The sequence below is a fragment of the Flavobacterium hydatis genome (assembly GCF_000737695.1).
Taxonomy (GTDB): domain Bacteria; phylum Bacteroidota; class Bacteroidia; order Flavobacteriales; family Flavobacteriaceae; genus Flavobacterium; species Flavobacterium hydatis.
In genome coordinates this window covers 220,941-239,294 of record NZ_JPRM01000001.1, presented here as the reverse complement: position 1 = coordinate 239,294, position 18,354 = coordinate 220,941, and the positions used below count along the sequence as shown (strand labels likewise).

Annotated in this window: 16 protein-coding genes; 6 read left to right on the top strand and 10 right to left on the bottom strand. The window is 32.8% G+C overall.

Annotated elements, in window-relative coordinates:
• The first annotated feature begins 73 nt into the window (after positions 1 to 73).
• Together IW20_RS01060 and IW20_RS01055 are read left to right on the top strand one after the other, a co-directional pair.
• Entirely contained in the window at positions 74 to 1,054 is a 981-nt protein-coding gene (locus IW20_RS01060) for a succinylglutamate desuccinylase/aspartoacylase family protein (protein ID WP_035617662.1), read from the top strand.
• On the top strand, positions 1,044 to 1,610 hold the full coding sequence (locus tag IW20_RS01055; RefSeq protein ID WP_035617660.1) for a 5-formyltetrahydrofolate cyclo-ligase: 567 nt from the start codon (positions 1,044 to 1,046) through the stop codon (positions 1,608 to 1,610). The genes IW20_RS01060 and IW20_RS01055 overlap by 11 nt, the downstream gene beginning before the upstream one ends.
• A gap of 714 nt (positions 1,611 to 2,324) precedes the next feature.
• Here IW20_RS01055 and IW20_RS01050 read toward each other — a convergent pair.
• From IW20_RS01050 to IW20_RS01015, 8 genes are all read right to left on the bottom strand, one after another.
• Positions 2,325 to 3,074: a tetratricopeptide repeat protein gene (locus IW20_RS01050; protein ID WP_035617657.1), complete on the bottom strand. Its 750-nt coding sequence runs from the start codon at positions 3,072 to 3,074 to the stop codon at positions 2,325 to 2,327.
• A gap of 96 nt (positions 3,075 to 3,170) precedes the next feature.
• Positions 3,171 to 4,925: a BatD family protein gene (locus IW20_RS01045; protein ID WP_035617655.1), complete on the bottom strand. Its 1,755-nt coding sequence runs from the start codon at positions 4,923 to 4,925 to the stop codon at positions 3,171 to 3,173.
• A gap of 103 nt (positions 4,926 to 5,028) precedes the next feature.
• The gene (locus IW20_RS01040) at positions 5,029 to 5,817 is read right to left on the bottom strand and encodes a tetratricopeptide repeat protein (protein ID WP_035617652.1); all 789 of its coding nucleotides are present in this window, start codon (positions 5,815 to 5,817) and stop codon (positions 5,029 to 5,031) included.
• Positions 5,818 to 5,865: 48 nt separating this feature from the next.
• Positions 5,866 to 6,900 (bottom strand): VWA domain-containing protein, encoded by a 1,035-nt coding sequence (locus IW20_RS01035; protein WP_035617650.1) that lies wholly within the window; start codon positions 6,898 to 6,900, stop codon positions 5,866 to 5,868.
• A gap of 74 nt (positions 6,901 to 6,974) precedes the next feature.
• Positions 6,975 to 7,976 (bottom strand): vWA domain-containing protein, encoded by a 1,002-nt coding sequence (locus tag IW20_RS01030; RefSeq protein WP_035617647.1) that lies wholly within the window; start codon positions 7,974 to 7,976, stop codon positions 6,975 to 6,977.
• Positions 7,976 to 9,607, bottom strand: a complete 1,632-nt coding sequence (locus IW20_RS01025) for a hypothetical protein (protein ID WP_035617645.1) — start codon at positions 9,605 to 9,607, stop codon at positions 7,976 to 7,978. The genes IW20_RS01030 and IW20_RS01025 overlap by 1 nt, the downstream gene beginning before the upstream one ends.
• A gap of 157 nt (positions 9,608 to 9,764) precedes the next feature.
• Positions 9,765 to 10,628: a DUF58 domain-containing protein gene (locus IW20_RS01020; protein ID WP_035617643.1), complete on the bottom strand. Its 864-nt coding sequence runs from the start codon at positions 10,626 to 10,628 to the stop codon at positions 9,765 to 9,767.
• Positions 10,629 to 10,730: 102 nt separating this feature from the next.
• Positions 10,731 to 11,735 carry an AAA family ATPase gene (locus IW20_RS01015; protein WP_035617641.1) on the bottom strand — a complete coding sequence of 335 codons (1,005 nt, stop codon included), beginning with the start codon at positions 11,733 to 11,735 and terminating at the stop codon, positions 10,731 to 10,733.
• Positions 11,736 to 11,947: 212 nt separating this feature from the next.
• Between IW20_RS01015 and IW20_RS01010 the strand changes: the two genes are divergently transcribed.
• From IW20_RS01010 to IW20_RS01000, 3 genes are all read left to right on the top strand, one after another.
• On the top strand, positions 11,948 to 12,820 hold the full coding sequence (locus IW20_RS01010) for an aldo/keto reductase (protein WP_035617639.1): 873 nt from the start codon (positions 11,948 to 11,950) through the stop codon (positions 12,818 to 12,820).
• A gap of 329 nt (positions 12,821 to 13,149) precedes the next feature.
• Positions 13,150 to 13,902, top strand: coding sequence for an SDR family NAD(P)-dependent oxidoreductase (locus IW20_RS01005; protein WP_035617637.1), 753 nt, complete (start codon positions 13,150 to 13,152; stop codon positions 13,900 to 13,902).
• A gap of 134 nt (positions 13,903 to 14,036) precedes the next feature.
• Complete coding sequence (locus IW20_RS01000; RefSeq protein WP_035617635.1) at positions 14,037 to 15,191, top strand: ATP-binding protein; 1,155 nt, start codon at positions 14,037 to 14,039, stop codon at positions 15,189 to 15,191.
• A 94-nt stretch (positions 15,192 to 15,285) separates the two neighbouring features.
• Here IW20_RS01000 and IW20_RS00995 read toward each other — a convergent pair whose 3' ends face one another.
• On the bottom strand, positions 15,286 to 16,029 hold the full coding sequence (locus tag IW20_RS00995) for a DUF3298 and DUF4163 domain-containing protein (RefSeq protein ID WP_035617631.1): 744 nt from the start codon (positions 16,027 to 16,029) through the stop codon (positions 15,286 to 15,288).
• A 189-nt stretch (positions 16,030 to 16,218) separates the two neighbouring features.
• Between IW20_RS00995 and IW20_RS00990 the strand changes: the two genes are divergently transcribed.
• The gene (locus tag IW20_RS00990; RefSeq protein ID WP_035617629.1) at positions 16,219 to 17,361 is read left to right on the top strand and encodes a cystathionine gamma-synthase; all 1,143 of its coding nucleotides are present in this window, start codon (positions 16,219 to 16,221) and stop codon (positions 17,359 to 17,361) included.
• Positions 17,362 to 17,432: 71 nt separating this feature from the next.
• On the opposite strand, the gene IW20_RS00985 is transcribed toward IW20_RS00990, so the two are convergent.
• On the bottom strand, positions 17,433 to 18,227 hold the full coding sequence (locus IW20_RS00985) for a THC0290_0291 family protein (protein WP_035617627.1): 795 nt from the start codon (positions 18,225 to 18,227) through the stop codon (positions 17,433 to 17,435).
• Between the last annotated feature and the right edge of the window lie 127 nt (positions 18,228 to 18,354).

Here is an 18,354-nt window from a genome sequence, read left to right as displayed (position 1 = left end):
TAAGAATATAAGTGTTAAAGTCAAAGATATAAATTTAAAATATAATTTCTATATTTAGCTTTTATTATTGAATATGAGAAATAGTAAACCATTGGTGATTTTTGGTGAATCCATTTTACCAGGTGAAAGTAAAACTGTTAATGTCGAAATTGCCCGACTACACACTACAACCAAATTAAATATTCCTGTTATTGTAAGACGTTCGAAGATTGAAGGCCCTGTGGTACTTTTTTCTGCAGGAATTCATGGAGACGAGATTAATGGTGTCGAGATTGTACGCCAGATAATTAGCAAGAGAATTAATCGTCCGTTGCGAGGAACTATTATTTGTATTCCGGTTATAAATATGTATGGTTTTGTAAATAAAGCTCGTGAGTTTCCTGATGGTCGTGATTTAAACCGTGTTTTTCCCGGAAGTAAAAAAGGATCTTTGGCAAGCCGTTTTGCGTATCATATTGTTACGGATGTTTTGCCAATTGTAGATTATGCTGTCGATTTTCATGCTGGTGGAGCAAGCCGCTTTAATGCACCACAGATTAGACTTTCTGAGAATAATACTGATTTAAAGGTTTTGGCTGATGTATTTAATGCACCTTTTACGTTGTATTCTAAAAATATTTCGGGTTCGTTTAGGAGTATTAGCGAAAAATTAAAGGTGAAAATGCTACTTTTTGAAGGTGGAAAATCATTAGACATTAATCATGAAATTGCTAATATTGGTATTGATGGAGTTAAGCGTTTGCTAGCTTATTTAGGAATGCTTGATTCTAATCATGTTGTTGATCATCCTAAAGAACCATCTATTTATATCGAAAAATCAGTATGGCTGCGAGCTAAATGTTCGGGGTTATTACATGATTATAATACAATTGGTAAGTTTGTTAAAAAAGGAACTATTCTGGCAATTATTACTGATCCTTTTGGTAAGTTTGAACGAAAGGTAAAAGCTCCGCATGATGGTTATATTATTAATGCAAACCACTCGCCAATTGTGTACGAAGGGGACGCTATTTATCATATGTCCAAAAACAATTTAGACGAAGATGACAACTAAAAAGGAATTGCGCTTACAAAAAAAAGGATTGAGAAAACAGCTTACGGAAACTGATATTGACGAATTGAGTTTGGTTATTGCCAATAAAGTACTTTCATTACCAATTTGGGAGAAAACTTATTTTCATGTTTTCCTGCCGATTGTAGAGCATAAAGAAGTTAATACGGAGTTTATACTGCATTTATTAGCTGGAAAAGATAAAGAAGTTGTAATTTCTAAAAGTGATTTTGACACTCGAAATATGACTCATTTTTTGCTTACTGATAATACTAAAATAAAGAAGAACGAATATAATATTCCTGAACCTGTAGATGGTCTGGAAGTTCCTTCGAGTAAGATTGATGTTGTTTTTGTTCCTCTTTTAGCCTTTGATACTTTTGGAAATAGAGTAGGGTATGGTAAAGGATTCTACGATAAGTTTTTATCTGAATGTAAACCTGAAACGATTAAAATAGGTTTGTCTTTTTTTGAGGCTGAAACTGAAATTACGGATGTTTTTGAAGGTGATATAAAACTTGATTATTGTGTTACACCTGAAAAGGTTTATAAGTTTTAATTTATTGGTTTGGGGTTTTACCGTGAAGTTTATGTTTGGGGGTTTACTGCAAAGATTCGCAAAGAAATGGGATTTTGTTTATGTTGAATTAAGGTTCGCAAAGTTTCTTGGTTTGTTTTTTTTACCGCTAAGTTTATTTGGGTTTTTTGCCGCAAAGATTCGCAGAGAAATGGGATTTGGTTTGTGGTGAATTAAGGTTCGTAAAGTTTCTTGGTTTGAGGTTTTTACCGCAAAGTTTATGTTGGGTTTTTACCACAAAGATTCGCAAAGAAATGGGATTTTGTTTGTGGTGAATTAAGGTTCGCAAAGTTTCTTGTTTTGTGTTTTACCGCAAAGGATACAAAGGTTTACGCAAAGAACGCAAAGTTTTGAAATTTTCTAATCATACAACCTATAGCCCACGGTTTTAACCGTGGTATTTGAAAATACATTGCGTTTCAACGGTTGAAACCGTTGGCAATGTTATAATGTGTTATTTGTGTTTGTAATCTGTGTTGAGCCTTTGGTTTGATTTACATTTTTTACTCAATATTATTTGAAATTTTTACCGCAAAGATTCGCAGAGAAATGAGATTTTGTTTGTGTTGAATAAGGTTCGCAAAGTTTTTTAGTTTTTTTACCGGAAAGTAAATTATAGACAAAAAAATAAGACTCCTGAAGAGTCTTATTTTTGAAAATCTTATATTTTCTCGTTTTAACTGATGCGGTAAAAAACTATTTTACTTCTTTAACGGCTGAGGATTCTATCCAGCCTTCGGTTCCATCGGTTAATTCGATTTTTTTCCAGTTTTGTAATGACTCTTTTACATATACTTTTGCACCTTCATGAAGCGTTAAGATAGGAGAACCTGCTTTTTGAGGTTCGCTACGTACTTCGGCAATTTCGGCAAATACGATGGCAGGTCTTTCATTGTCAAAGTGACTTTTTTCTAAAAATCCTGCTGTTAAGCTTACAAGTAATGCAAGTAATATTAAAAACATCCCGATAAAATATACTCTTTTTGAGCGTGTAAGTTCTGAGAAATAATACCCAATGAAGCAAAGCAAGAATGCCGAAGCTATCCCAACAGAAATCCATGCCCAAGTATTGTAATGGTATATTCCGGTGAAGTTTCGGATAAGTTTTGCAAAACCAACTTTAGGAACTTCTTTTATTTCGTCAATTGTTAGTTTCTTAGCAAATTTTAAATTGTTTAAAGCCTCTGGATGATTAGGGTTTAATACCAAAGCTTTTTCATAATTGTATATCGCAGGAGCTACTTTATTTAGTTTGTAATAGCAATTTCCTAAATTATAATATAATTCAGCCGATTGTTTTTTATCAACTTTTATAACGTTTTCATACTCTTGTACTGCTTGTTCGTATTTTGATTCTTGGTATAAAGCATTCCCTTTATCAAAGCCGCTTTGAGCAAAGAAAATTTGGGATACTAGCAAGAATAGGTATAAAAGAATATTTTTCATTTTATTGATATGTAATAAGAGTTTCAACTTTTCGAATCTTAATTCAGCGTAAGCTAAATTTAATTTCTTAGCGAACTTGTGCGGTTAGAAACCATATTAAACAATTTGTTTTTCTAATTCTGAAATTATCAATACAGCTTTATCAAAATCTTGCTGAATAGAAGCGCTAGATGCTGGTGCATATCTTGCAAACTCACAGTTTTCGGTTAGGCTAATGAAATTCTGAACCGATTCTGGATTTGCTTTTCTAGACAATAAAAGCTCAGTGATATTGTCCTTGCTCATTTCTGAAGTTTCGATATGTAATTTAGCTTTCAGGAAATTATGCATTGCTTTTTCAAGCGCAATATAAAACGGCTCTTTGTTATTGATTTGTTTTTTAGCTTCAGATAAATATTTCTTAGCTAGTTTGTTGTTCATTTTAATTCTGTTTCCAGTAATATCACCATCTATTGCTTCTTTTTTCTTTTTAGCCAAAACAATAATTGGTAAAATCAGGAATGGTAAAAATAACAAGCTATAAAATAAATTAGAACCGTAAAAGTCATCGTTTGCAACAGGGATAAAATTGCTTTTTAGCTTAATATATTTAAACTGTTCTGTAGCCGATATTTTGTTTTTTGCTGTTGGGCTAGAAGCTACATTTGCATCTGATGGCGTTGGGCCATCAAGAACGTTCACCATTATTTCTGGAGAAGTAATTGTTTTATAACTTCCTGTATTTAAATCAAAATACGAGAACTGCATTGGTTTTATAGCGTAATTCCCTTTGTATTGTGGTATAATAGTATAAGTGTCTGAAATTTTTCCAGACATTCCGCTAAGTGCTGTGCTTACTTTTTCGTCATGTACAGGATCGTACATTTCTAATGCATTTGGCACAACTGGTTTTGGTAGGGTAAATAATTTCATATTTCCGCTACCAGCAGCACTAACAACTAGTTCCAGGCTTTCTCCGTTTTTCAACGTAGTTTTTGATGGTGTTACTTTAAAGTCAAAACGTCCTACAGCACCCGAAAATCCTTCTGGTTTGTTAGATTCAGGAAGTGCTTTTACATTGATAGTTTTAGCTCCAGCCGATACACGTTTGTTGCCGTCGGTAACGACAACCTGACCAAACATGTTTCTTCGGTTAGTAGGTAATTGTACATCAATATCTAATGATAAAGGTTCAATTACTAATTTACCTGATTTTTGTGGATATAATACCGTTTTTCTAAGTACTACGTAGCGATATTTCTCGCCTTTAAACATACCTTCTTCGGCAACAAGTTGCTTAATATCGATGTTCTGACTCCAGAAATCATTGTATTTTGGCTTGTCTAATTCTCTCCAATTTGAGATACCGATATTATAACTAAAATACAATTTGTAAACAACTGTAATTGGTTCGTTTATATACGGGTTTGTTTTAGATATATCGGCAACCAGATATAAATTATCATCGGCAGATATTTGTTGTGGATCATTTGGATCTCTTTCTTGCGCTACTGCAGCAGTAACATTTATTTTTATAGGAGATGTTTTGTAAACCTGACCATTATATTCTATTGCAGCTTGTCTTATAACAAGGCTTCCTTTTTGGTTTGGTAATAAGAAATAGGAGTACACTTTCTCGAAAGAACTTCTTCCGTTTACCCATGACTGACTTACTTGTTGACTTGGTCCAGCTACAATTCTAAAACCTTCAAATGAGGGCTGAACAAAGTTATCGCCATCAACATTCATAATGAAGTCAATTCGAAGTCTTTCGTTTAAACCAAGCGTAGTTTTGCTTACTCTGGCTTCAAATTGAACTTGAGCCATAAGCCCTTGGAAACTTAATAGTAATAGAATTAAATATCTTTTCATTACTTGTTTAATCGTTTTTTTTAAATCGTTTAACTGTTTAATCGTTTAACCATTAATTGTCTACCAAATAAACAAACTAACAGCTAAACGATTCAACTTTATTTTACCAGTCTTTTTCAGTTTTTCTAGGAGTACCTTTTACTTTTTGACCGTTTACTTTATCCTGTATTTTCTTTTCTTCGTTATTTACTGCATCAAGAAGATTTTGTAAACGTTCTTTAGAGATTCCGCCTGGTGTAGGTTTTGGTTCTCCTTTGTTATCCTCTTTCTTAGGGTCGCCTTTATCGTCTTTTCCGTCTTTTTTATCTTTATCAGGATCTCCCTTATCATCTTTTTTATCCTTGTCCTTATTATCTCCTTTGTCGTCTTTTTTGTCTTTTTTGTCTTTATTATTGTCCTTCTTGTCGTCTTTTTTATCCTTGTCCTTATCTTTATTCTTGTCTTTGTTTTTATCGTTTTTAGGAGGATTCTCTTTTAGCATTTTCTTTGCCAATGCATAGTTGTAACGTGTTTCTTCATCTGTTGGGTCATTACGTAATGCATTTTTATATGCTTCAACAGCTTGTCCATAATCTTTCTCTTTCATAAAAACATTACCAAGATTATGGAATGCTTTGTGTTTTTGAGATGGTGTTTTGGCATTCTTTATAGCTTTTGCGTAAGCGAATTTTGCTTCGCTGGCTTGGTTTTGCTTATAAATGGCATTTCCTAAGTTATAAGGCGCAACGGTACGATTTGGGAATTTAGATTGCGATATTCTATAATCAGCTTCGGCATCTACAAATTTATTCTGTTTATATTCTTCATTAGCTTTAGGCAACGCTTTGTCCTTTTCTTGAGCCGAAATAGCCAAAGAAAGCGTTAATAAAATATATAGAAGTAAATTTTTCATTCTAATTTTTTTGTTTTTTTGTTTCAAAAGATAACTGTGTTGAAACAATTATTTTGTTTCGTTAAATAAATTCAACTCTTTAATCCAATTTGTTTTTCTTTCTAATAAGAAAAGATCTATAAACAATAATGCAAAAGCAATACCAATAAACCATTGGAATTGAGATTGAAAATCCGCCATTTGCGTAGCTTCAAATTCTGTTTTCTGAATATTATCTAAAGCATTTTTTACATAATCCAAAACTTCTTTGGTATTACTGCCATAAACATAGCCACCTTTAGTCGCTTTTGCAATAGCTTTTAGCCCTTCTTGATTTAATTTTGTTATAACGACTTCATTGTTATTATCTCTCTGGAAACTCTCGACAACACCATTTCTTTTTAATGGGATTGTTGCTCCTTTTTCGGTTCCGATACCAATAGTAATGATTTTCATTCCTAGTTTATTGGCTTCTTCGGCAGCAGCTTCTGCACCTTCAGAGTGATCTTCTCCGTCTGAAATTAAAATCAGTAGTTTGCTTGTTTTGCTTTTTTCGTCAAAATAAGTTGCCGATAATTTTATGGCTTCGTCTAGTGATGTTCCTTGTGATGAAACCATATCCGGGCTCATACTTTGCAAAAACATTTTGGCAACGCTATAATCTGTTGTAATTGGTAAAACTGGAAAAGCACTACCTGCATAGGCTACAATACCAATACGGTCATTTCCTAATTGATTGATAATTTGCGAAACGAGTTGCTTACTTTTTTCTAAACGACTAGGAGCAACATCTTCGGCAAGCATACTTTTAGAAACGTCTACTGCAAATACAATATCAATTCCTTCACGTTTTACAGTTTCCATTTTTGTTCCAATTTTAGGATTAACTAAACCTAAAATTAATGCTGCTAAAGCTAAAAGGATAACTCCTAATTTTAAAAATGGTTTAAAAACAGAATGCTCAGGAGTTAGTTTTTTTACTAAATCCAAATCTCCAAATTCGCGTTGTTTTTTTCTTTTCCAATACATATTGAAAAGGAAAATGCACACCAGAATTGGAAGCAATATAAGAAGGTATAAATATTTTTTTTCGTCTAATTCCATTTTTTAATTCTAGTTTCCAGTTTTTAGTTTCAGTTTTCGGTTATTTACTTTGTCTGAAACGGAATACTGAAATATTAAATAAAGCTTCTGTAAACAGTATTTCGTAATCCAATTTCTAATAATAGCAATAAACCAGCTAATATCACAAAAGGTCTGTATTTTTCGTCGTAATCATAGAATTTTAATTCTTCGATTTCGGTTGTTTCCAGTTTATTAATCTCATTATAAATAGAAGCTAATTTTTCATTACTTGTAGCTCTAAAATACTTTCCGCCAGTTTTGTTGGCAATGGTTTTCATCATTTGCTCATCAATTTCTACTTTCATCATTCTAAACAAAAATTGACCATTTGGAGCAATTGCATAAGGAAACTCTGCCATTCCGTTTGTTCCTATACCAATTGTATATACTTTAATACCGTATTGTTTTGCGATGTCTGCTGCAGTATCAGGCTCAATAAATCCAGCGTTATTAACACCATCGGTCATTAATATAATAACTTTACTTTTGGCTTTACTGTCTTTAAGTCTGTTTACGGCAGTTGCCAATCCCATTCCTATTCCAGTTCCGTCTACCAGAACATTGTCGTATTTTATACTTTTAATAGCCTCAAGGATAATTGCTTTATCACTTGTTACAGGTGTTTTTGTATAAGCTTCAGATGCGTATAAAACAAGTCCAATTCTGTCGTTAGGTCTTTCGTTAACAAAGTCAGCTGCTAATTTTTTAAGCGCTTGCATACGATCTGGTTTTAAATCTCGTGCAAGCATACTTCCAGAAACGTCTATTGCCATTACAATATCAATTCCTTTTGTTGTTTTTGTTTTATTACTTACATCTACCGTTCTAGGTCTTGCTAGTGCAATTATCAAAGAGCTTAAAGCTAAAATTCTAAATACACCTAGAAATGGTTTTAGCTTTGCTAATAATGATTCAGAAGATTTAAAACCTTGCAGTGAACTCATTTTTAATGTTGCCGATTGCTGATTTCTTTTCCAGAATAACCAAGCAATTGCAATGGGAATCAAAAGAAACAACCAGAAAAACTCAGGGTTTAAAAAAGTTATTTTATCCATTAATTAGTTGCTTTTTTTAGTTCTACAGAGTTTAATATGCGGTCTGCAATATCATTGGCATACGTATCTCCTTCTTCGTGAAAAATCATTATTTGTTGTAATCCGCCTTCTTGGCTAAATAAAAGAATCTCGTAATACATTTTGGTACTCGATTTAGTGCCTTCATCTATACTAGAGAAAGTTCCGTAACCTTTTACTCCGCGTATTCCTTCTTTGGTTTCGAAATCTTCTTGTTTTACAATCATATTTCGTGCTCCTTGTGCTTCGATGGTTTTTATGGTAACTTCTAGAGATTTTGATAAATCAATTTGAGTTTCTTCTTTATATTTTAAAGTAGAAATCATCAATGAGAAATTGTCAACCAAGCTTCCGTATCCAAAAGATTGCATCTCTTTAATTAAGGCCAATCCTTCTTTTGGTAGCGTTTTGGTTAAATCCATTCTTTTTAAAACTTTTGGAGTTTCAATCAAAATACCAGGATTTCCGTATTCGCTTTTTACCCATTCTCCTTCTAGTAATTCTTTAGATGGATGCCCAATAATATTATCTTTTACATAAGTAAAACCTTTGGTCGCGATAAAATAACTAGTAACAAGAATAATTAAAAACAATACAGTTGCTACTGATAAAGCAATACGTTTGTTACGTTTTTTAAGTAACTGAAGTTTTATTTGTTTCTGTCTTTGTGCTTCGTTTAATAAAGTATCTTCCTCAATAACTACTTCTACAGGAATTGCGCTGTCTAGAGTAAGGATTGCTTTTTGAATTTTATTTCTGTCTTCGGTAATTTCAAAATCTAAAGGTTTAGATTTTGCAAATTTCACTAAATCGGCTTGTTTTAATACACGCTCTAAGTTCTCGACAGTTTCGGGTGTTAAAGCCATTTTTTTCTTTACAGAAGCAGCTCTAATTCCTTGTATTAACTCAGAAGTGGTGCTTTCCATTGCTGGAATTTCGATAGCTTCCTCGATATAATTTCTAGCAATATCGGTTAATTCACTATAATAAGCTTTGACTTCACCTTTTTGCCAAAGTTCTTTTTTCTCTAATGTGTTAAGCAAACTTGTTGCTTTCTCGATAGGAGTTTTATAAACTTCTTCTTCAATTTTCTTTTGTTGTCTTTTTTTGATAAACCAATATACAAAAGCACCAATTCCTAAAATTAAAGCTAGAATCAATAGGTATTTCCACCAATTTCCAATTCCATCTTCAACTTTGGTTATGTCTTTAATGTCATACATTTTTTGTTGCAAGGTGTCTACTTTTACATTTGCAACTTCTACTCTGATAGAATCGGATAAGTACGATTTTTTATCAATAATAATTGGAATACTAGGAATGGTATATCTTCCAGAATCAAATTGAGTTAAACCATATTTTTTAATCAATTCATAACGGTCTTCTTTCTTGACAGTATCAATTGGGTACGATTTAATTACCTCAAGAGGTCCGATATTTTTAAGTTTAGGGAAAACTACTTTCGACTTAGCATCGACAGAGGTTTTGATTGTTAACTTAAACTCAGCTCCAATTTTATTTTTAGTAGTATCTATGCTCGTCTCAATTTGTTTTTGTTGCCCAAAAACAGTTGCAGATAGCAAGAATAAAAATATGTAAAGTTTTAATTTCATTTGATTTTTTTGATTTCAGATTTTAGTCTAAAACAGATGCTTAAAAATGGAACGTTGATGATACAGATTTAAGCGGATTTTCTTTTTATTTTTTTCTTCAGATTATATTTAAAAATCTAATTTTCTAACAATCTAAGAAGTCTAATAATCTAATTCTTTATCTCGATTTAAAATAGCCTAATAGTTTGGTTACATAACTTTCGTCTACACGAGTATTTACAACACCAGCGCCCGATTTGCTAAAAGTTTCTTTAAAATAAGCTACTTTGCTATGGTAATGTTTTTCGTAATTTGCTCGTATTGTTTTAGAACCTGTATTGATTAATTGTGTTTTACCAGTTTCGGCATCAAGCATTGAAACCATCCCGATGTTTGGTATTTTTTCTTCTCGAATATCATATACTCGAACACCTGTAATATCGTGTTTTTTGGATGCAATTTTTAAAGTATGCTCATAATCATCAGACATGAAATCTGAGATTACAAAAACAATAGCTTTCTTTTTTTGTGTACCCGATAAGAACTTTAATGCTTGTGCAATATCGGTTTTTTGACTTTTAGGTTCAAACTCGATTAATTCGCGGATAATACGTAATACGTGTGATCTTCCTTTTTTAGGTGGAATATACAATTCGACTGTATCCGAGAATAATATTAAACCAATTTTATCATTATTTTGGGTTGCCGAAAAAGCCATTGTAGCTGCGATTTCGGTTACAATATCTTTTTTAAACTGATTTTTAGAACCAAAACTTTCAGAACCCGAAATATCTACCATAAGAACCATGGTAAGTTCGCGTTCTTCTTCAAAAACTTTTACGTGGGCTTCATTATAGCGTGCGGTTACATTCCAATCGATAGCACGTATATCATCACCATATTGGTACTGACGCACCTCGCTAAAAGTCATACCACGACCTTTAAATGAAGAGTGATATTCTCCCGAAAAGATATGATTACTCAATCTTTTGGTTTTGATTTCTATTTTACGTACTTTTTTTAATAGGTCTTTTGTATCCATTTTTTCGGATTGCAGATTTTAGACTTTAGACTTTAGATTCCGAGTTAATAAATACTTTCTAGATTGCAAATTTTAAATCTGCAATCTAAAATCTAAATTTTTTTAAGGTACTTCAATCTCATTTACAATTTTATTGATGATGTCTACAGAAGTGATATTCTCAGCCTCTGCTTCGTAAGTAATACCTACTCTGTGGCGTAATACATCGTGTACAACTGCACGTACATCTTCTGGAATTACATATCCACGACGTTTAATAAAAGCATAACATTTTGCTGCATTAGCTAAGTTGATACTTCCACGCGGAGATGCTCCAAAACTGATAAGTGGTTTTAGATCAGCTAATTTATATTTTTCAGGGTAACGTGTTGCAAAAATAATATCAAGAATATATTTCTCTATTTTTTCGTCCATGTAAACTTCACGAACAGCTTCTTGTGCACGTAAAATTTGCTCAACAGAAACAACAGCATTTACTTTTTCGTAGCTTCCTTTTAAATTCTGACGAATTACAAAACGTTCTTCGTCGATTTTTGGGTAGTCAATTACAGTCTTAAGCATAAAACGGTCAACTTGAGCTTCTGGCAGTTGATATGTTCCTTCTTGCTCAACAGGGTTTTGTGTTGCAAGTACTAAAAACGGACGGTCAAGTTTGAAAGTCGTATCGCCAATAGTAACTTGTTTTTCTTGCATCGCCTCCAAAAGTGCTGACTGAACCTTTGCCGGAGCACGGTTAATTTCATCGGCAAGAACGAAATTGGCAAAAATTGGTCCTTTTTTGATAGAAAATTCATTTTGCTTGATGTTGTATATCATCGTACCAACAACATCGGCAGGTAATAAATCGGGTGTAAATTGGATACGGCTAAACGAACCTTGTACTGCTTGGGAGAGTGTATTTATCGCTAATGTTTTGGCTAATCCAGGAACACCTTCTAATAAAATATGGCCTTGACCTAGTAGTCCAATTAATAAACGTTCGACCATATGTTTCTGGCCCACAATAACTTTGTTCATCTCCATTGTGAGAAGGTCTATAAAAGCACTTTCTCTTTCAATTTTTTCATTGATCGCTCTAATGTCTAAAGTCGTTGTATTTTCTTCCATATAAATATTTTTAAAACCTTGAATTTAATGCCTTACTTTTGAGAGTGCAAATTGAATATTTTTTGAGAAGTAAGATGTTAAAGAATGGTTAAAACTTCGACCAAAGCTCTAATTTTAAGGTTGAATTGTGATTCTATTTTTATATTTTTAAGAACTTTGATGATTATGTTTTAGAAAGCAAGATTTATTACTACAAATAATGTTATATTACCATGAGCAAAACGCTATTATCGCCTATAATTGTGGGCACTATGAATTGGGGAGTTTGGGATAAAAATCTGACTCCGAAAGAAATGGAAAATCTTATCCAGATATGTTTAGAGAATAAAATAACCACCTTTGATCACGCAGATATTTACGGTTCATATACTACCGAAGCTGATTTTGGAAAAGCATTCGCAGCAAGTAAAATTTCAAGAGAGAAATTACAACTGATTTCGAAGTGCGGAATTCAGATGATTGCCGAAAAGAGAAACAATAAAATTAAGCATTACGACTATTCTAAAGAATATATTATTTGGTCAGTAGAAAACTCTTTAAAGAATTTAAAAACGGATTATTTAGATGTTTTTTTACTACACCGACCAAGCCCTTTAATGCAAGCAGATGAAATTGCTGAAGCTGTTGAGAAATTAAGAACTGAGGGTAAGATAGTTGATTTTGGATTGTCGAATTTTACAACTTCACAAACAGAATTAATTCGCCAAAAAATCGATGTTAGTTTTAATCAAGTACAATTTTCGGCTACAAATTATGAGCCGATGGTTGACGGTAGTTTTGATTATATGCAAATGCACGGAATTCGTCCGATGTCATGGAATCCGTTAGGAACTGTATTTAGAGAAGATAATAAACAAACAAGAAGATTAAAGAAATTATTGGCAACATTGGTTTCTAAATATAGTTTAGGTTCAGATACTATTTTGCTAAGTTGGATTTTAAGACATCCTGCAAAAGCTATTCCGATAGCAGGAACAGTAAACGTAGCCAGAATTCAATCTTTAATGAAAGCTGTAGAGTTAGAATTAGATAAAGAAGATTGGTTTGCTATTTGGTCAGAAAGCATGGGAGATGATGTGCCTTAATTTTTAGTGTTGAGTTAAATCCTTTTAAAAAAATATGTGCCACAGATTTCAAGAAAATATTTTAGGACTTTGACACCCGAGCGATAGCGAACGGACGAAGTAAAGAGTTGCTAACTCAGGATTGTCTATAAAAGGGACGCGGATGATACGGATTTACAAAAGTAAAGCCGCGGATTAAAACTGATTTCAAAACAATCAAAAATAAAATCCGTTTTAATCCGTGTTTTCGCGATAGCGAATCCGCATAATCTGCGTTCCTTTCGCAAAGAGTTAGATAGAATTAAGAACTCTAATGATTTTTAATCTGTGGCAATAAAATAAAAACAAGCATGAAAAAAACAGTTTTAATTACTGGAGCCACAAGCGGTATAGGTAAAGCCACTGCACAATTAATGGCGAAAAACAATTATAAAATTATTCTTTGCGGAAGAAGACATGATCGACTATCAGAACTTGAGACAGAGCTTTCAGAATATACAGAAGTGCATACTTTGACATTTGATGTTAGAGATAAAAAAGCAGTTTTGGAGCGTATTGGTTCTTTGCCTGAATCATTTTCTACGATAGATGTTCTTGTTAATAATGCAGGAAATGCACATGGATTGGATCCAATTCAAACAGGTGATTTAGACGATTGGGATGCAATGATTGATATTAATGTGAAAGGGCTTTTGTATGTTTCTAAAGCGATTATTCCGCAAATGACAGCAAGAAAATCAGGACATATTATCAATATTGGTTCAACTGCTGCCAAAGAAGTGTATCCAAACGGAAATGTTTACTGTGGTACAAAACATGCTGTTGATGCAATAAGTCAGGGAATGCGAATTGATTTAAATCCTTTCGGAATTAAGGTAGGAGCAATTCATCCTGGAATGGTTGAAACAGAGTTTAGCGAAGTACGTTTTAAAGGAGATACTGATAGAGCCGCGAATGTTTATAAAGGATTTACTCCGTTGCAAGCAGATGATATTGCTGATATTATTCATTTTGTAGTTTCAAGGCCTTATCATGTAAATATTGCCGATTTGGTGGTTATGAGTACTGCTCAGGCATCATCGACGATAGTAAAAAGGGACTAGCTTAGATTTTTAGACTAACTTAGACTTCTTAGATTTGAAGTTTATGCAATCCAAGTAATCTAAGAAGTTAAAGATTCAAAAGTCCGACAGTCTAAGAAGTTTAAAATTCTAACAATCTAAGAAGTCTAAAAAAAATGATCAATAAGCGCCTTTTAATAAAAAACCTACTCGCTCATAATGATGAGAGTAGTTTTTATGATAAAAAAAGGCAATTAAATTTGCATTCTCGCGAAGGGAAAGCTAAGTTTTTAAAGCATATTTGTGCTTTGTCGAATTCTAATCCTACTAATAATTCTTATATAGTTGTGGGGGTTGAGGATCAGGATAATGAGATTGTAGGAGACGACTTTTTTGACGATAGTCGAATTCAGAATTTAGTAAATGCTTTTCTCGAAAATCCACCAAAAATTCAATACGAAAATGTGCCTTTTCCTAATCTCCCAAAAGATAAAGTAATAGGATTGGTTACAATTAAGCCTAAGAGGAAAATATCTTATTTTAAAAAAGGAATTCATACCATTGTTGCTAATAGTGTTTTTATTAGGCGAGGAAGTAATTCGGTTCCGGTTGAAGAAGGAGAAGTTGAGAAGAATTATCAGAATACCGAAACTGTAATTGGGATTGAGAATAGTTCTCGTAATAGTATAGAATATACGCTTGATGGTGTAATCGACTTTATGAATTATCGACATAAGGATATGTCGCCAAAATATAAGGTCTTTAAAGAGTTATTTGTTATTTGTTGGGCTGGAGTCCCTAACAAATCCCGCGATAAAACGTTTTTATCTCGTGTTGATATCGAACTGATAAATGAGCAAATTAAGTTGTTTTATTCGGCACAAGACGTAGTTACAATTACTTTTGATGAAGATACTTTTACTATTCTCGAATATGTTCCGTTAGGGTTAAATGACAAAACAAGTTATTATCCGCTGGAAAAACAAACAATTCATTTTTTTGATAATGGCTACTATAAAATAGATAGAGAAATACTTTTTCAACCGCCAGAGTTTAATCGAAAAATGCTTTATCATATATATAATTCAAATATTGCATTGCTTGCTAAATTACAAAAAGGACTTGTCTTGTCTAATCGTGAGATGCAAGATTTAGAAAACTTACCATCAACTTTTATGATTTGTTATCTTAATGGTTTTGAAGATGCAAAGCAAAAACTAATTGATGCAAAATTGCTTTTAAAGCCTTTCACGCAAGTGTATTTGTCTTTTAAAGAAGCTTTACGAATTTTGAGAAAGATGAAATATGATGTTCAGTCAGAAAGGGACTGAGGTTCTGAGAGGCAAAGGTTCAAAGGTTTTCTGTAGAGATGCACCGCAGTGCGTCTAACTTATAAAGATCTAATCTTTTAAATTCAAATAAGAATTATTTAAAAACTAAATACTCATTTACTTTATCATAAGGTAATACTAATTCTTTAGGCCCGTCGGCATACGAAGCAGCTTCATAAGAATTGTAATAAAGTAGCAATCCATCTTTAGTATAAAAAATATTTAAAGGCAGATTGAATTTTTCATTTTCGAACATTAGCCCAGTTGCATTGATACTTCCTGTTGCAGGGATCTTATATTTGTTTCTGAATTCTTTTTCGGCGAAAGCCTTAAAATCTTTTTCGTTTTTAAATAATTGATTGTTTGTAATTGTTTTTCCCGTTTTAGGGTTAAACAATAAAGAACGATATCCTTGGTAACCATGAGCGCCACCAGTAAAGGTGTAGTGGTTAATTTTTATATTTAAAATACTATCCGATTGGTATTCTATATTACCTTCAACTTTGGCTTCCCAACCAAATTTATCTTCAGGGAATTTTTTCTGCATTTCCTCGTAAGAGTTAATGAAGGAAGCAGCTAAATTGTTATAGTCGGTTGATTGAAATGGTTTGTCTCCAAAATAAACGATTTCTTTTAAAACAGAAAACACCTTTTTATTAATGCTGTCTGCTACAATTGGAATATTTTGAGCGATTGGAATTTTTAAACTAATCTGAGGACAATTGCTTTTGCATGGTAAAGTTGATTTCTTTTCGAAGGCTTGTTCTTTAAAAGAAAGTTCTCGAGAGCAACTTGTTAAAATGAAAAGGGTTACGAATAAAAAAGTGTAATGTCTCATCTTGAAAAGTGTTAATTAAATACAAAGGTATTAACTTGTAATTTGATTAAAATAAATTAAAGGGTAAATTTGTAAAAGATTTAGTGCTTTAAAATATAAAGATATGAAATTGTCAAGATTTAGAGCATAAAATTATAATTAAGTAAAAACAGTGCCATATTGCATTAAAAAAATAAATATTATCTACATATGAAATTCAATACAAAAGTTATACATGGTGGTCAGCATCATGACCCAAGTACAGGGGCAGTAATGCCTCCGGTGTATCAAACATCAACATTTATCCAAACAAGTCCAGGGCAACCTCTTGGAGATTATGAATATAGTAGAGCGTCAAACCCAACAAGATCTGCTTTAGAAAATGCTTTGGCTAGTATTGAAAACGGAACACGTGGATTGGCTTTTTCATCAGGATTAGCTGCTACTGATTGTGTTTTGCGTTCGTTTAAAGCCGGTGATGAAATCATTGCTATGGATGATTTGTACGGAGGAACATACCGTATGTTTACAAGAATTTATAAAGATTCAGGAATAAAATTCCATTTTGTAGATATGAATGATATCGCAAAATTTGAATCTTTAATAAACGAAAACACAAAATTGGTTTGGGTAGAAACACCAACAAATCCGTTGATGAAATTGGCAGATATTCAAGAAATTGCCAAAATAACAAAAGAAAAGAAAATACTATTTGCTGTTGATAATACTTTTGCAACACCGTATTTACAAAAACCTTTAGATTTAGGAGCTGATATTGTAATGCATTCTGCAACTAAATATCTAGGCGGGCATTCAGATGTTATTGCTGGTGCTTTAATCGTAAAAGATGAAGCTCTAGGTGATCAGTTACATTTTCAGCAATTTGCTACAGGAGCTACTTTAGGACCAATGGATAGTTTCTTGGTTTTAAGAGGAATTAAAACGCTTCATTTACGTGTGCAAAGACATTGCGAAAATGGAGAAAAAGTAGTTGAATTTTTAAGTAATCACCCTAAAATAAAAACAGTTTATTATCCGGGATTACCTAATCATCCTTTTCATGAAATTGCTAAAAAGCAAATGAAAGCTTTTGGAGGGATGGTTTCTTTTACTTTTACTTCTGGAAAGAAAGAAGACTCGATTGCTTTCTTAGAAAAATTGAGGGTATTTACTCTGGCTGAATCTTTGGGTGGAGTAGAGTCTTTAGCAAATCATCCTGCTTTAATGACTCATGCTTCGATTCCTGCAGATAAGAGAGCGGAAGTTGGAATTACAGATGATTTAGTTCGATTAAGCGTAGGTATTGAAGATGCTGAAGACTTAATCGCCGATTTAAAGCAAGCTTTAGAATAATAGACAAATTAGGAGAAATAAAAAACGCCAACATTTATTAAATGTTGGCGTTTTGTTTTATGTAGAAGTTTCTAATAATCTAAGTAATATACATATCCTAATGTAAACCAAACTTGAGAATCATTGGATTTGTTTTCTGTAAATACTTTGGAGTTTGGGTTTAATCCATCTATCCAGTCAGAGTTGTAAAATTGAGCTCTCATTTCAAATAATAAGTCGTGCATAGGAGCTAATTTAAAATGTGTTCCGATACCAGCGGTTAGTGATAATACGGTTCCGCTTTCGCTAGAAAACCCGTATGGATGACCGTCTGAAGGAACTAAGTATTTGTAAAAAGTAGTTGCAGGATTTCCTAAAGGACCAAGTGAAGAGCTTACTTTAGTATTGTAATAACTAAATTGAACTCCTCCACTTATATAAGGGCTAAAGCTTCCTATAGTATTTTCGTAATCATGCATTTTCATAAATGGCGAATACTCTAGTTGGGTACCAAGATTTGCAACGGATGTTTTTCCGCTCATGGCTTTAAGCTGGATAACTCCTATTTTAGTAGGGTTGCCGTCAACTGTTTTTCCAAAGTGATCAAAATTTGTTTGGTTGTATGAAATTTCAGTTCGTACTTTAAAGTGCTCGTTGAAATATGCTTCGCGTCTTGAATTGTATGAGAAATTTAGAAAGTGTACTACCCCAACACCAAACCCGGTGTTTTTGGTATTTGTTGTGTTGTCATTTCTTTGTCCATAGTCGGACTTGAAAGCAGAGGGGCCAAAAATCACACCAACTTCATGAGCTAGCCTCGATTGCGCCTCGGAATTGTATGAAAAAATAAACGAAATTAATAGTGAGATTACTGTGTTTTTGAACATTAGGTTTAAATTTCTTTTCGCGACAAAGATATAAATATCCCTCACAAATCATAAAATTTTCAAAAAAAATAAAATTGGTAAGGAGACTGTTGTTTTGGCACTAAAACTATAACGTTTTCGTATAAGA

Excerpts from the sequence above, each read along its gene's own strand:
- IW20_RS01020 (WP_035617643.1), bottom strand. The coding sequence starts at position 10,628 with ATGGATACAAAAGACCTATTAAAAAAAGTACGTAAAATAGAAATCAAA.
- IW20_RS01050 (WP_035617657.1), bottom strand. The coding sequence starts at position 3,074 with ATGAAAAATATTCTTTTATACCTATTCTTGCTAGTATCCCAAATTTTC.
- IW20_RS01010 (WP_035617639.1), top strand. The coding sequence starts at position 11,948 with ATGAGCAAAACGCTATTATCGCCTATAATTGTGGGCACTATGAATTGG.
- IW20_RS01045 (WP_035617655.1), bottom strand. The coding sequence starts at position 4,925 with ATGAAAAGATATTTAATTCTATTACTATTAAGTTTCCAAGGGCTTATG.
- IW20_RS01030 (WP_035617647.1), bottom strand. The coding sequence starts at position 7,976 with ATGGATAAAATAACTTTTTTAAACCCTGAGTTTTTCTGGTTGTTTCTT.
- IW20_RS00990 (WP_035617629.1), top strand. The coding sequence starts at position 16,219 with ATGAAATTCAATACAAAAGTTATACATGGTGGTCAGCATCATGACCCA.
- IW20_RS01005 (WP_035617637.1), top strand. The coding sequence starts at position 13,150 with ATGAAAAAAACAGTTTTAATTACTGGAGCCACAAGCGGTATAGGTAAA.
- IW20_RS01035 (WP_035617650.1), bottom strand. The coding sequence starts at position 6,900 with ATGGAATTAGACGAAAAAAAATATTTATACCTTCTTATATTGCTTCCA.
- IW20_RS01025 (WP_035617645.1), bottom strand. The coding sequence starts at position 9,607 with ATGAAATTAAAACTTTACATATTTTTATTCTTGCTATCTGCAACTGTT.
- IW20_RS00995 (WP_035617631.1), bottom strand. The coding sequence starts at position 16,029 with ATGAGACATTACACTTTTTTATTCGTAACCCTTTTCATTTTAACAAGT.
- IW20_RS00985 (WP_035617627.1), bottom strand. The coding sequence starts at position 18,227 with ATGTTCAAAAACACAGTAATCTCACTATTAATTTCGTTTATTTTTTCA.
- IW20_RS01055 (WP_035617660.1), top strand. The coding sequence starts at position 1,044 with ATGACAACTAAAAAGGAATTGCGCTTACAAAAAAAAGGATTGAGAAAA.
- IW20_RS01060 (WP_035617662.1), top strand. The coding sequence starts at position 74 with ATGAGAAATAGTAAACCATTGGTGATTTTTGGTGAATCCATTTTACCA.
- IW20_RS01015 (WP_035617641.1), bottom strand. The coding sequence starts at position 11,735 with ATGGAAGAAAATACAACGACTTTAGACATTAGAGCGATCAATGAAAAA.
- IW20_RS01000 (WP_035617635.1), top strand. The coding sequence starts at position 14,037 with ATGATCAATAAGCGCCTTTTAATAAAAAACCTACTCGCTCATAATGAT.
- IW20_RS01040 (WP_035617652.1), bottom strand. The coding sequence starts at position 5,817 with ATGAAAAATTTACTTCTATATATTTTATTAACGCTTTCTTTGGCTATT.